Raw genomic sequence first — 11,973 nt, 5'->3', positions numbered from 1 at the left:
CGATGCAGGCCGGGGTTTCGGCGATAGCGCGGGGTCTCGGCGGGTGGGGGTAGGGAAAACCCGAACGTGAGTGTCCGGTTGACTCGGTGGGCGAGGTCCGGCGGCGGCCCTACCGTGGAAGCATGACCACACAGACTGCGACCCCGGGCACCGCGCCAGCGGTGAAGCCGCCGTTGCGCATCCCGCTCACGATCCTGCATCTCGCCGGTGTCGGGGTGATCGGGGGCGCCATCTTCGGCATGCTCGGCGGGCTCCTCGGCACCGGACTCGGCCTCCTCTTCGTCTTCGGCGTCGGCATCGTGGTGCTCGTGGGCCTCGTATATGTGCTCTTCGGCGTCGGCTGGTTCGAGATCGCTCGCGTCGCCGCCCTGTACCGGGTACCGAACGCCCCGCTGCGGCTCCAGCCGCGGGACCGTCCCGGCTTCGGCGGCTGGCTCCGCGCGCTCGGGAGGCAGGCGATCGATGGGCGGATGTGGCGTGCGGTGGCGAACTTCGCCATCACCGCGGTCCTCGGCTTCGTGGTGCTCCGACTGTTCTGGGCACTCCTCTGGTCGATGATCATCGCCTTCGCACCGCTGACCTCGGCCGAGACCATCGTCGGCCCCTTCGGTGGCGGGCAGATCCCGGTGTCCTGGGCGCCCGTGATCGGCATCCTCGGCGCACTCGCCTCCGCCGCCGGGATCATCGGCCTCGCGCTCCTGGCCCGGACACTCGCGCTGGCGATCGTCGCCCGGGCTCGTGAGGTCGAGCTCACCGAGCGTGTCCGCGCATCCACCGCCCAGCGTGAGGGTGCCGTCCGTGCGGCCGATGTGGAACGGACGCGGATCGAGCGCGATCTGCACGACGGCGTCCAGCCGCGGCTCGTCTCCGTCGGGATGACCCTCGGGCTCGCCCAGCAGAAGATCGACACCGACCCCGACGCCGCGAAAGAGCTCATCTCCGAGGCCCACACGTCGACGAAGGCCGCCATCACCGAACTGCGGCAGCTCGCCCGCGGGATCCACGCCTCCGTGCTCGACGACCGCGGACTCGACGCCGCGTTGTCCGCGCTCGCCAGCCGCTCCCCCATCCCCGTGCAGTTGGACGTGCGGATGGACCCTTCGACAAGCTCAGGGACCCAGGGTGGCGGGGCAGGGACCCAGGGGTACGGCTCAGGGACCCAGAGTGGCGGCGCCGGGGCAAGCCGGCCCGGACGCGATGCGGAGGCGGCGGTGTACTTCTCCATCGCCGAATCGCTGACCAACGCGGCGAAGCACTCCCGAGCGAGCGAAGCGCGGGTCACCGTCCGGCTCCGCGAGGGAAACGTCCTCTGGGCGCGGGTCGAGGACAACGGCATGGGCGGCGCCCAGGTCATCCCGGGCGGGGGCCTCGACGGCATCGCGAACCGGATCCTCGCCGCGGGCGGGACCTTCCGTCTCGACAGTCCGCAGGGCGGCCCGACCAGCCTGGAGGTGAACGTGCCATGCGCATCCTGATCTGCGAGGATTCCGTCCTCCTGCGCGAGGGGCTCGTGCGTCTGCTCGAGGACGCCGGCCACGAGGTGGTCGCGGCCCTCACCGACACGACCGGTCTCCGCGAGGCCGTGACGTCGACGACGCCGGACCTCTGCATCCTCGATGTGCGGCTGCCGCCGACCTTCACGGACGAGGGCATCCGCGCGGCGCTCGATCTGCGGGCGGTGCATCCGTCGCTCGCCATCCTCGTGCTGTCCCAGTATGTGGAGGAGCGCTACGCGTCCGATCTCATCGCCGCGCAGGGCGGTCCGCTCGGCTACCTCCTGAAGGACCGGGTGGCGGATGTCGCGGAGTTCATCGATTCGGTGCAGCGGATCGCCGACGGCGCCACGGTGCTGGACCCGGAGGTCGTGGCCCAGCTCCTGACCCGCCGGAACCGCGACGATCGCATGATGCGGCTCACCGAGCGGGAGCGCACCGTGCTGGCGCTGCTCGCCGAGGGCAAGTCGAACCAGGCGATCGCTGCCCTCCTCTTCCTCTCGGGAGCGAGCGTCGAGAAGCACATCACCTCCATCTTCCAGAAGCTGGGCTTCGAACAGGACGAGGCGGGCAACCGCCGCGTGCTCGCCGCGCTGGCCCACCTCGAGAACACGGGCGGCACGACGCCGTCGAACGGCCAGACAGGAGTCTCACGATGACCACCGAGAACACCGGAGCACAGGGCGGGCACACCCCGATCACTCCCCCGCCGCCGTCCGCGGCTTCCCCCACGCCGTCGCCGAGCGCGCCCGGACCGCGGCGTTCATCCGGAGCGACCGCCGTCATGATCGTCACCGCCGTGGTCGGTGGGATCGCCCTGCTCGGAGCCGGAGGCACGGCGGCCGTCGCGGCGACCGGCACCCTTCTGTCCTCCAGCCGACCGGATTCGGTGCAGACGGTGGACGTCGACGGCGTCACTGCGATCGATCTCGACGCCGATGCGAGCATGGTCCGCATCGACTTCGGAGATGTGGACGCGGCGGAGCTCTCCGTGACCAACGGTCGAGGTTCGTGGACGTTCGAGCGCGAAGCGGACGAGCTCGTCGTCCGGAGCCCTCGGCCCGCCTTCGGCTGGTGGTTCGGCAACTGGTTCGGTGACGACGAGCGCGCCGTGCTCACCCTTCCGAAGGAGCTCAGCAGCTCGGGCCTCGACGCGAGCCTCACGCTCGATGCCGGCGCTCTCGACGTCTCCGGCGAGTTCGGCACCCTCGAGGTGCAGATCAACGCCGGATCCCTCGATGTCTCCGGAGCGGCCTCGGCCGTCGATGTGCAGATGAACGCGGGGCGGGCGGACGTCCTCCTCGACGGCGTCGACCAGGCGGATCTCGGCATCGCCGCAGGCGACCTGACGGTCGAACTCACCGGCGACGCGCCGACGGCGACCACCATCGATGTGAGCGCCGGATCCCTGAACCTGACGCTTCCGGATGTGGAGTACCGGATCACGCAGGACATCAACGCGGGATCGTTCGATGCCCGTGTCGACGAGTCGCCCAGCGCCCGTCGCACGATCGATGTGTCCGTGTCGGCCGGCAGTGTGAACGTCGACCCCGGACGATGAACCGGGCGAGGGCGGGGCTCCGGTGCGGGGCCCCCGCCCTCGATTCGGATTTTCGGCGAAACTCCGGTAAAGTTCTGGAGGTTGACGGGGCTATAGCTCAGGCGGTTAGAGCGCTTCACTGATAATGAAGAGGTCCCAGGTTCAAGTCCTGGTAGCCCCACCCTTTCAATTCAAGAATTCCCTCACGGGGCCTTAGCTCAGTTGGTAGAGCGCCTGCTTTGCAAGCAGGATGTCAGGAGTTCGAATCTCCTAGGCTCCACCATCCTCCCCCCGACTCACTTCACCCGTCGGTTGCCGTGAGTCCGTGCGGTGCCGTGTTCAGGCGTTCGACTCCGTCCGCCGTCACGACCACGATGTCCTCGATGCGGGCGCCCCACTCTCCCGGGAAGTAGATGCCAGGCTCGATGCTGAAGGCCATGCCCTCTCGGATCACGAGGTCGTTGCCGGGGGCGATGTAGGGCTCCTCGTGCACCGAGACGCCGATCCCGTGACCCGTGCGGTGCAGGAACGCCTCCCCCAGCCCGGCCTCCGCGAGCACCGAACGGGCGGCCGCGTCGACCTCCGCCGCCGTGACTCCAGGGCGCACCGCATCCACCGCCGCCTGCTGCGCGCGGACGAGGGTGGCGATGCGGTCCGCAGCATCCGGATCAGGCGTTCCGACGACATAGGTCCTCGTGCTGTCCGAGTTGTAACCGCTCGGCACGGCGCCGCCGATGTCGACGACCACCACGTCGCCCTCCTCGATGACCCGGTCGGAGACCTCGTGGTGCGGATCCGCGCCGTTGGGCCCAGAGCCGACGATGACGAACTCGACCGTCCGATGGCCTTCCTCGACGATCGCGGCGGCGATGTCGGCGGCGACCTCTCGCTCGGTGCGCCCCGCGCGCAACCAGGCGGGTACGCGGCGGTGCACGGCATCGATCGCCGCGCCGGCGCGACGCAGCTCGGCGATCTCCTCGTCATCCTTGATCATCCGACCCTCCCGGAGGACGGGCGTGGCGAGTTCGAGCCGCGCCTGCAGCCGCTCCCCGATCGGCACGACGTGCAGCGCGGGAAGCGCATCCGAGACGCCGACGCGGGAGACGGAACCCGTCGCCGCAGCCACGAGGGCGTACGGGTCCTCGCCGTCCACCCAGTCGGCGACCGTCAGTCCCAGCTCGCCGATGGCCGTACTGCGCACCTTGGCGAGCTCCATGCGTGGGACGACCACCGTAGCCGCGCCGCGGGGAGGAAGGACCAGCGCGGTCAGCCGCTCGATGGTGTCGCCCTCGACGCCGAGGAGGTACTGGAGGTCGGGGCCGGGGCCGACGACGATCGCGTCGAAACCGGCAGCATGCGCGAGGTCCTGCGCGCGCTCCAGGCGGCGGGCGTAGACGGCGGCGGAGAAGGGGAGGGTGCTCACAGCCACCACGCTAACGCGAGCGACACCGCTGCGTCAGGCCTTCACCGCGAATCAGCTGATCGCCTGGCGGATGCGCGCGGCGAGGAACTCGAGATCCTTCTCCGTGAGCGCGGTCACCGCGTACGCGGTCGGCCAGACGGTGCCGTCGTCGAGGTGGGAGATCGGCTCGAAGCCGAAGGTTCCGTAGCGGACCTTGAACTTGCTCGCCGGCTGGAAGAAGCACAGCACCTTGCCGTCTCGGCCCCACGCCGGCATGCCGTAGTACGTGCGGGGCACGAGCTCCGGCGCCACCTCGGACACCAGCGCGTGAAGCTTCTCGGCGAGCCGCCTGTCCTCGTCGGTGAGCTTCGCGACGGCTTCCTTGAGATCGGCCTCGCCGGCGGCGCGCAGTTCCTCGGGCGACTTCTTGGCTCGGGAGCGTCGGGTGCGCGCCTCCTTCGCGGCGGCCTGCATGGCCTCGCGCTCCTCGGGGGTGAAGTTCTTCTCGGTGTCGGCCATGATGGTCCTCTCGTGCGGCCTCGATGATGGTCCCAGCGTAGGGACGCCGACCGCTCCCGTGCTTCTCGATTCGTGATCGATCCGCCGGTCCCGTCACGCGGCGCGCGATGGCTCGATACCCGGATAGGGTGTCTCCATGGACCTGCGCGTCGCCGCATACGGGGTCGTCACCGATGAGGGTGGGCGCCTCCTCCTGGCGCGATGGACCGAGGGCCGGCGAGTGGCCTGGACCCTCCCCGGCGGTGGGCTGGAGCCGGGCGAGGCGCCCGAGGATGCCGTGCGCCGGGAGATCCGCGAGGAGACGGGCTACACGGTGAGGGTCGGGTCGCTGCTCGGTATCCATTCCCGTGTCATCCCCGCCGGGCGGCGCGTGCAGAAGTCGTCGGATCCGCTGCACACCCTGCGCATCGTCTACCGGGCGGAGGTATCCGGCGGGAAACTCCGCTGGGAGACGGAGGGATCCACCGATCGCGCGGAATGGTTCCCGCTCCCCGCGGTCGCGGGTTTGCAGCGTGTTCGCCTGGTCGACATCGCGTTGCGGATGGCCGGCATCCTCTAGGAGTCGAGCCGTCAGCGTTCGTCGGGAACCGAGATGTCGGCGACGGTGGCGTCGTACGCGGCGATGAGGTCGTCGGCGTCGACGAAGAGGCTGTAGCCGTGCGTGCCGGCGCCCATCGCCACCCGCTGACCGACGATCGATGCGTCGGCGTAGACCGGCCAGTCGGTGGTGCTGCCGATCGGCACGATGGTCCCGCGCTCGTAGCCGGTCGCCGCGAGGGCCAGCTCGGGCTCCGGGAGGCGCAGCTTGTTGACGCCCACGAGGGCGCGCAGCTTGGGCCAGGAGATGGATCGTCCGCCGGGGACGAGAGCGAACAGATACGTGTCGTCCGAGCGTTTCACCACGAGGGTCTTCACGATGCCCGACGGCGGGATGCCGAGGATCTCGGCGGCCTCGACGAGGCTACGCGCCTGCGGCCGCTCGCGGATCTCGATGTCGAGTCCACGGGCGGCCGCCGCATCCCGCACCCGCGCGTGCGGGTCGGGAGTGGTCACGCGTCGGGAGCCGACAGCGGGTCGTCGGCCACCCACAGCTCATCGTCGGCCCGCAGCGCCTGCCAGGCGGCGTAGAGCACGCCGACCGCGGCTGCGGCACCCAGGACGATGGCGATGACGGATCCGAGACCAGGACCCTTCTTCTGCGAGACGGCCTTGCGCGCCTTGTACTCGACGCCGTGACGCTTGGCGTTCGCGACGTCCCAGGCGGTCAGTGCCGTACCCACGACACCGCCGACGATCGGGACGACCTTGTCGTCCACGACGTGCTTGCCGGCCTTCACCGAACGGTCGACGACCGGGGCGACGCGGCGGTTGTAGGTGTCCTGGACGACCGGGACGATCTGCTCGCGATTGAAGTTGCCGAGCTGGCGACCTGCCTCACGAGCGACGTCGGCAGCGTGGCCGACGAGCACCTGCTGGTCTTCCCACAGCTGGTTCGCGTCCTTCTGAAGACGACGAAGCTGCTTCTTCCGCTTGCGGCTGAGGCTCACGATGCTCTCCTGTCCATTGGAGTACGGGTTCCCCATCTTGCCACGAGAGGCTGGATGCGGCGAGGGAATCGCCCGCCCCTTGCATCATCGGCGCCGGGCCTGTACGCACCCGGCCCGCTCACCGGAAGCTCTGCGAGAATGAACGCATGGTTCACGCTTCCCACGTCGCAACTCTGCACACCAACCACGGTGACATCGTCATCAACCTCTTCGGCGACCACGCCCCGAAGACGGTCAAGAACTTCGTCGGCCTCGCCGACGGGTCCCAGGAGTGGACGCACCCCGCCACCGGCAAGCCGGGCGAGGGCCCCCTCTACAAGGACGTCGTCTTCCACCGCATCATCCCGAACTTCATGATCCAGGGCGGCGACCCGCTCGGTCAGGGCGTCGGCGGTCCGGGGTACAACTTCGACGACGAGATCAACAACGAGCTCAACTTCAACGAGCCCTACATCCTCGCGATGGCCAACGCGGGTCTTCGCCGCAACGCCATCACCGGCAAGGTCGAGGGCACGAACGGCTCGCAGTTCTTCATCACGACCGACCCGACGCCGTGGCTGCAGGGCAAGCACACGATCTTCGGCGAGGTCGCCGACGACGCGTCGCGCAAGGTCGTCGACGCGATCTCCGCCGTTCCGACCGCGGCGGGCGATCGCCCGATCGAGCCGGTCGTGCTGCAGTCGATCGACATCGTCGCCGCCTGACGACAGCGACGGCCGATCCGGATGACGACGCCCGAGTTCACGAACAACCGTGAGAACTTCTGCTACCGGCATCCGGATCGGCAGAGCTTCGTGCTCTGCCAGCGGTGCCTTCGGACGATCTGCCCGGAGTGCCAGACGCCTGCCCCGGTCGGCGTCATCTGCCCGGAGTGCATGAACGCGGAGCGCAAGAACCGCACCCCTGCGCAGAAGAAGGCCGCGCGTCGGTGGCGCGGCGGTGGGGCCGCCACCATGGGTGCCGTGCGCAGCGGCAAGCCCGTGGTCACGTACGCGCTGCTCGCGGTGACGTCGTTCATCGGCCTCGTGCAGCTCATCCCCGGGCTCAACGCCCCGATCATCCAGGCCCTCGGCTTCTACGCGCCGTTCCTGTACCCGAACCTCTCCCTCCTGCCGTTCGAGCCGTGGCGGTTGCTGACGGTGCTTTTCGTGCACGGCGGCTTCGTGCATCTCGCCCTGAACATGCTCGCCCTGTGGATGCTCGGACAGAATCTCGAACCGATGCTCGGTCGCGTCCGCTACCTCGCGCTGTATCTCATCAGCGGTCTCGGCGGTTCGGTCATGGTGGCCGTTCTCGCGCCGGAGACGTGGACGGTCGGCGCCTCGGGGGCGATCTTCGGACTCCTGGCGTCGCTCCTGATCATCGGACGGCACATCGGGGCGAACGTCACCGGCATCCTCGTCATCCTCGGCATCAACTTCGCCTTCGGATTCTTCGCGGGCGGCATCTCCTGGCAGGCGCACCTCGGCGGCGCGATCACGGGTGCTCTCGTGGCGCTGATCTACGTCCGCACGAAGCGCCGCGATCAGCGGACCTGGCAGATCGTGTCGCTCGCAGCCCTGGTGGTGCTGTTGATCGTCGTGGTCGCCGTGGTACCGCCGCTGATCCTTTTGGCCTGATCCCGAGTTGTTAACAGGGTTGTTAACCCCTGTGAATAACATCGGTGTAATTCTCCCCAGTGTGGGGATAAACTGTGGATAACTTCCGCTTCGATCCACAGACGAAAACCCCCCGCCGAAGAGGCGAGGGGTTTTCTGTCGTTCTGCGCGGTCAGCGCCAGCGTGTCGTCATGAGGAATCCGATGAGGGCGATGCCCAGGCCGATGGCCAGATTCCAATTGTCGAGACCGGGGATGGGGAACTGCATGCCCGAGATGTAGAAGACGAGGATCCACGCGAGGCCGAGGAGCATGAAGCCGATCATCACCGGCTTGAACCAGACGGCGTTGGGAGCGGCGTCGCCTTCGGCGCGCTCGACGGCGGGTTCTTCGGTCTTGCGGTCACGTGCCATGCCGTCATTGTACCCGGGAGACCTCGGCGCCGACGAGCCGTCAGGGCGCGGATCGGCGATGCCCCGTCTCCTGCTGCACAGGTCGGACGGATATGATCACGCCCATGACTGCATCTGTCGCGCCTGGGGGGCGGCGCGAACGGCGGCAGCGACCACGGTCGCGAGCCACGTTCGCGAGCGTGCTCGGCGAACTGCTCCTGACCGCGGGCGTCGTCGTCCTCCTCTTCGTCGCCTGGCAGATGTGGATCGGCGACATCATCATCGCGGCCCAGAAGAACGAGGAAGGTGCCGCGATCTCGCAGCAGCTCGCCGCGGGGGAGGCACCGGAACTGCCGCCGCTGGTCGAGACGGACGACGGCGAGACCGTGTACGAGGCGCCCGTCCCCACGGCGCCGGCCGACGGGGAGTGGTTCGGTCAGATGCACATCCCCCGATTCGGGGCCGACTACAACTTCGGCATCTACGGGGGCACGAGTCGCGCGCGCACCCTCGACCAGAAGGGCATCGGCGTCTACACGCAGTCGAAGATGCCCGGAGAGGTGGGGAACTTCTCGCTCGCCGGCCACCGGACGACCTGGGGGAAGCCGTTCAACCAGCTCGACAAGCTGCACGTGGGCGACGCGATCGTGGTGGAGACGCCCGACGGCTGGTACACCTACCGGTTCCGCACCCTGGAGTATGTGAAGCCGACGCAGACCGACGTGCTCGCCGACGTGCCGCAGATGCCGGAGCAGCAGACCGGCGAGCAGTACATCACCCTGACGGCGTGCTCGCCGCTGTACTCGCTCGCCGAGCGCATCGTCGCCTACGGGGTGTTCGAGAGCTTCCAGCCTCGGGCCGAGGGGCCTCCGTCCGCCCTCACCGACCCACCGCCCCCGCCGGCCGCGCCGTCCGTCTGACCCGCCACCAGGAGAGAGAAGACCCATGTACGCCGCACTCTGGCGCCTGCTGCCCGGCCCGTGGTGGCTGCGCGTCCTCATCCTGCTCGTGGTGATCGCTGCGGTGCTCTACGCGTTGTTCTGGTACGTGTTCCCGTGGGTCAGCCCGCTCATCGCGCCGGGCGAAGTCGACGTCGAATGACCAGGGTGCTCGTGGTCGACAACCACGACAGCTTCGTGCACACCCTCGTGGGCTACCTCCGGGAACTCGGCGCCGACACCACGCTGGTGGAGTCGGACGCGACCGACCCGGCCGGGATCGACGCGCTTCTCGGCGCGCATGACGCCCTCCTGCTCTCTCCGGGGCCGGGGGCGCCCGCCGATGCCGGCGTCTCGGTCGACGCGGCACGCATCGCGATGCGGCGGGGAGTGCCCACCCTCGGAGTATGTCTCGGGCACCAGGTCATCGGGGCCGCATTCGGCACGGCCGTCGGTTCCGCCCCCGAGGTGATGCACGGCATGGTCTCGGCCGTCCGGCATGACGGCTCCGAGCTGTTCGCGGGTCTGCCCTCACCCTTCGACGTCGGGCGCTACCACTCGCTCGCTCTCGCGGCGGGTGACCTTCCCGCCGACCTCACCGTGACCGCGACCGCCCCCGACGGCACCGTCATGGCGCTCGCGCACCGGACACTGCCGGTACACGGGGTGCAGTTCCACCCGGAGAGCGTCCTCACCCCAGGGGGCTACCGGCTCCTCGCCAACTGGCTCCGGCTGTGCGGCGACGAGGAGGCCGTCACCCGCTCCGTCCGCCTCGACCCGCTCGCACGCTGAACCGCTGCGGAGTGTCGCGTCAGGATCCGGTGCAGTAGCGGAGTTCGACCGACGACCCGACGGGGACGTCGCCCGGCGCGACGGACATCGAGTGCACGGTCTCCGGATCCGTCGCCGGGCACTCCGGCGCCTCGGTCGGCACCGGGGTGAGCCCCAGGTCCTCGAGCGCCTGCGTGGCCGAGTCCAGGGACCAGCCGACGACGTTGTTCAGCGTGACCTTCCCGCTGGCGACCTCGAGGTTCACGACGGTGCCGGGAGCGACCTCGGCATCCGCCTCCTCGCTCGCCGTCATGACGGTGTTGGCGGCGAGGCCCTTGTCGTTGCGCTGCGTCACGGTGCCGAGTTCGAGGCCGGCGGCCTTCAACGCCTTCGTCGCGGCATCGAGGGACATCCCCTCGAGCTTCGGCACGACCACCGTCTCTTCGCCGGAGGACACGTAGAGGGTGACGGTCGAACCCTGCTCCACGGAGACGCCGCCCTCGGGGTCGGTGCGGATCACGTTGCCCTCGGCGATCGACGGGCTCGACTCGATGACGATCTTGGAGGAGAGATCCAGTTCGGCGAGATCGTCCTGCGCGCGCTCGGAGGCGACGTTCGTCAGGTCGGGGACGACTCGCGAGGTGCTGGGCACGTCGGCGGGACGCATGCTGATCGTCCAGACCCAGAACAGTACCGAGGCCAGGAGCACCGCCAGCAGGGCGACTCCCGCCCAGATCCAGGCGACGGGCGGTCCCGACTGCGTGCGGGCCATCGTGGTGTCGGTGCTGAGCTGACGCAGCGACCGCGCCGTCTCCTGCGCCTGGCGGGGGCTCGGGCCGTAGAGCTCGCTGGTCAGCGCGCCGATCTGCTTGCGGGTGGGTGCGGCGCCCGTCACCGCGGCATCCAGAGCGGCGCGGAAGTGCGCGGCATCCGGGTACCGCTGGTACGGGTCCTTGGCGAGGGCACGGAGCACGATCGGGTCGAGGGCGGCGGGCGACTCCTCGTTGACCTCGGAGGGCGGGACCGGCGTCTCGCTGACGTGCTGGTAGGCCACGGCGACCGGCGACTCGCCACGGAACGGCTGTCGCCCCGTCAGCAGTTCGTAGAGCACGACCCCTGTGGAGTAGAGGTCGGCACGGGCGTCGACAGGTTCGCCCTTGGCCTGCTCGGGGGAGAAGTACGCGGCGGTGCCGATGATCTGAGTGGTCTCGGCCACCGTCGAGGACGAGTCGGACACCGCGCGCGCGATGCCGAAGTCCATGACCTTCACCTGGCCCTTGTCGGTGACCATGACGTTGCCGGGCTTGATGTCGCGGTGCACGACGCCCGCGCGATGCGAGTAGTCCAGCGCTTCGAGGATGCCGTCGACGTAGCGCACCGCGTCTTCGACGGGGACCGGACCGTCGGCGATGATCTTCTTGAGCAGGGTGCCCTTGACCAGCTCCATCACGATGTACGGCGGCTCGTCCGAGGAACTGTCGACCGTCGACGGATCGCCGGCGTCGTACACACGGACGATCGACGGGTGCGACATGCGCGACGCCGACTGCGCCTCCAGGCGGAACCGCGTGCGGAAACTGGTGTCGCGGGCGAGATCGGGATCGAGGATCTTGATCGCGATCTCGCGGCCGAGGGTCAGGTCGTACCCGCGGTACACCTTCGCCATCCCGCCGTGTCCGATGAGCTCGTCGACGCGGTACCGGCCCGCGATGACTTGTGGCTCTGTGGACACGGATGACCCCCCTGGAAACGACTGCGGCTGGACTGGATACTC

At 69.1% G+C, this 11,973-nt stretch carries 15 protein-coding genes and 2 tRNA genes; 11 read left to right on the top strand and 6 right to left on the bottom strand.

Annotated elements, in window-relative coordinates:
* The first annotated feature begins 122 nt into the window (after positions 1-122).
* From M4D53_RS15090 to M4D53_RS15070, 5 genes are all read left to right on the top strand, one after another.
* Entirely contained in the window at positions 123-1,475 is a 1,353-nt protein-coding gene (locus M4D53_RS15090; protein WP_259954809.1) for a sensor histidine kinase, read from the top strand.
* A complete protein-coding gene (locus M4D53_RS15085; RefSeq protein ID WP_187662794.1) occupies positions 1,463-2,152 on the top strand; it encodes a LuxR C-terminal-related transcriptional regulator in 690 nt (229 codons plus the stop codon). Before M4D53_RS15090 ends, M4D53_RS15085 begins: the two co-directional genes overlap by 13 nt.
* Entirely contained in the window at positions 2,149-3,054 is a 906-nt protein-coding gene (locus M4D53_RS15080) for a DUF4097 family beta strand repeat-containing protein (RefSeq protein ID WP_187662795.1), read from the top strand. The genes M4D53_RS15085 and M4D53_RS15080 overlap by 4 nt, the downstream gene beginning before the upstream one ends.
* An 86-nt stretch (positions 3,055-3,140) precedes the next feature.
* A tRNA-Ile gene (locus M4D53_RS15075) sits at positions 3,141-3,214 on the top strand.
* A gap of 26 nt (positions 3,215-3,240) precedes the next feature.
* A tRNA-Ala gene (locus M4D53_RS15070) sits at positions 3,241-3,316 on the top strand.
* An 18-nt stretch (positions 3,317-3,334) separates the two neighbouring features.
* On the opposite strand, the gene M4D53_RS15065 is transcribed toward M4D53_RS15070, so the two are convergent.
* On the bottom strand, positions 3,335-4,456 hold the full coding sequence (locus tag M4D53_RS15065) for a M24 family metallopeptidase (RefSeq protein ID WP_187662796.1): 1,122 nt from the start codon (positions 4,454-4,456) through the stop codon (positions 3,335-3,337).
* A 51-nt stretch (positions 4,457-4,507) separates the two neighbouring features.
* Positions 4,508-4,954 (bottom strand): DUF1801 domain-containing protein, encoded by a 447-nt coding sequence (locus tag M4D53_RS15060; RefSeq protein ID WP_187662797.1) that lies wholly within the window; start codon positions 4,952-4,954, stop codon positions 4,508-4,510.
* Between the two features lie 136 nt (positions 4,955-5,090).
* Between M4D53_RS15060 and M4D53_RS15055 the strand changes: the two genes are divergently transcribed.
* On the top strand, positions 5,091-5,513 hold the full coding sequence (locus tag M4D53_RS15055; RefSeq protein WP_187662798.1) for an NUDIX hydrolase: 423 nt from the start codon (positions 5,091-5,093) through the stop codon (positions 5,511-5,513).
* Between the two features lie 11 nt (positions 5,514-5,524).
* On the opposite strand, the gene M4D53_RS15050 is transcribed toward M4D53_RS15055, so the two are convergent.
* Entirely contained in the window at positions 5,525-6,007 is a 483-nt protein-coding gene (locus M4D53_RS15050) for an aminoacyl-tRNA deacylase (protein ID WP_232089133.1), read from the bottom strand.
* Positions 6,004-6,501, bottom strand: coding sequence for a hypothetical protein (locus M4D53_RS15045; protein ID WP_025102885.1), 498 nt, complete (start codon positions 6,499-6,501; stop codon positions 6,004-6,006). The genes M4D53_RS15050 and M4D53_RS15045 overlap by 4 nt, the downstream gene beginning before the upstream one ends.
* A gap of 146 nt (positions 6,502-6,647) precedes the next feature.
* Between M4D53_RS15045 and M4D53_RS15040 the strand changes: the two genes are divergently transcribed.
* Both M4D53_RS15040 and M4D53_RS15035 read left to right on the top strand, forming a co-directional pair.
* Positions 6,648-7,205, top strand: a complete 558-nt coding sequence (locus M4D53_RS15040; protein WP_187662799.1) for a peptidylprolyl isomerase — start codon at positions 6,648-6,650, stop codon at positions 7,203-7,205.
* A 21-nt stretch (positions 7,206-7,226) separates the two neighbouring features.
* The gene (locus M4D53_RS15035) at positions 7,227-8,120 is read left to right on the top strand and encodes a rhomboid family intramembrane serine protease (RefSeq protein ID WP_187662800.1); all 894 of its coding nucleotides are present in this window, start codon (positions 7,227-7,229) and stop codon (positions 8,118-8,120) included.
* 151 nt (positions 8,121-8,271) lie between these two features.
* Here M4D53_RS15035 and M4D53_RS15030 read toward each other — a convergent pair whose 3' ends face one another.
* The gene (locus M4D53_RS15030) at positions 8,272-8,511 is read right to left on the bottom strand and encodes a cell division protein CrgA (RefSeq protein ID WP_025102888.1); all 240 of its coding nucleotides are present in this window, start codon (positions 8,509-8,511) and stop codon (positions 8,272-8,274) included.
* Positions 8,512-8,615: 104 nt separating this feature from the next.
* Here M4D53_RS15030 and M4D53_RS15025 point away from each other — a divergent pair, with 104 nt between their 5' ends.
* From M4D53_RS15025 to M4D53_RS15015, 3 genes are read left to right on the top strand one after another with little or no spacing between them, the layout of a single operon-like run.
* On the top strand, positions 8,616-9,410 hold the full coding sequence (locus tag M4D53_RS15025) for a class E sortase (RefSeq protein WP_187662801.1): 795 nt from the start codon (positions 8,616-8,618) through the stop codon (positions 9,408-9,410).
* Between the two features lie 25 nt (positions 9,411-9,435).
* Complete coding sequence (locus M4D53_RS15020; RefSeq protein ID WP_136051341.1) at positions 9,436-9,591, top strand: DUF4175 domain-containing protein; 156 nt, start codon at positions 9,436-9,438, stop codon at positions 9,589-9,591.
* Complete coding sequence (locus M4D53_RS15015; RefSeq protein WP_259954805.1) at positions 9,588-10,220, top strand: anthranilate synthase component II; 633 nt, start codon at positions 9,588-9,590, stop codon at positions 10,218-10,220. Before M4D53_RS15020 ends, M4D53_RS15015 begins: the two co-directional genes overlap by 4 nt.
* Before the next feature lie 19 nt (positions 10,221-10,239).
* On the opposite strand, the gene pknB is transcribed toward M4D53_RS15015, so the two are convergent.
* A complete protein-coding gene (gene pknB, locus M4D53_RS15010; RefSeq protein WP_187662803.1) occupies positions 10,240-11,931 on the bottom strand; it encodes a Stk1 family PASTA domain-containing Ser/Thr kinase in 1,692 nt (563 codons plus the stop codon).
* Positions 11,932-11,973: the final 42 nt, after the last annotated feature.

It is taken from the genome of Microbacterium meiriae (assembly GCF_025143875.1).
GTDB classification, from domain to species: Bacteria; Actinomycetota; Actinomycetes; order Actinomycetales; family Microbacteriaceae; genus Microbacterium; species Microbacterium meiriae.
The sequence above is the reverse complement of the archived record's forward strand: the minus strand, read 5'-3'. Positions and strand labels throughout refer to the sequence as shown.

What these genes read in the sequence shown, in the direction of transcription:
- M4D53_RS15055 (WP_187662798.1), top strand. Translation starts at nt 5,091, where the DNA reads ATGGACCTGCGCGTCGCCGCATACGGGGTCGTCACCGATGAGGGTGGG.
- M4D53_RS15080 (WP_187662795.1), top strand. Translation starts at nt 2,149, where the DNA reads ATGACCACCGAGAACACCGGAGCACAGGGCGGGCACACCCCGATCACT.
- M4D53_RS15085 (WP_187662794.1), top strand. Translation starts at nt 1,463, where the DNA reads ATGCGCATCCTGATCTGCGAGGATTCCGTCCTCCTGCGCGAGGGGCTC.
- M4D53_RS15040 (WP_187662799.1), top strand. Translation starts at nt 6,648, where the DNA reads ATGGTTCACGCTTCCCACGTCGCAACTCTGCACACCAACCACGGTGAC.
- M4D53_RS15015 (WP_259954805.1), top strand. Translation starts at nt 9,588, where the DNA reads ATGACCAGGGTGCTCGTGGTCGACAACCACGACAGCTTCGTGCACACC.
- M4D53_RS15090 (WP_259954809.1), top strand. Translation starts at nt 123, where the DNA reads ATGACCACACAGACTGCGACCCCGGGCACCGCGCCAGCGGTGAAGCCG.
- M4D53_RS15035 (WP_187662800.1), top strand. Translation starts at nt 7,227, where the DNA reads ATGACGACGCCCGAGTTCACGAACAACCGTGAGAACTTCTGCTACCGG.
- M4D53_RS15060 (WP_187662797.1), bottom strand. Translation starts at nt 4,954, where the DNA reads ATGGCCGACACCGAGAAGAACTTCACCCCCGAGGAGCGCGAGGCCATG.
- M4D53_RS15020 (WP_136051341.1), top strand. Translation starts at nt 9,436, where the DNA reads ATGTACGCCGCACTCTGGCGCCTGCTGCCCGGCCCGTGGTGGCTGCGC.
- M4D53_RS15025 (WP_187662801.1), top strand. Translation starts at nt 8,616, where the DNA reads ATGACTGCATCTGTCGCGCCTGGGGGGCGGCGCGAACGGCGGCAGCGA.
- M4D53_RS15030 (WP_025102888.1), bottom strand. Translation starts at nt 8,511, where the DNA reads ATGGCACGTGACCGCAAGACCGAAGAACCCGCCGTCGAGCGCGCCGAA.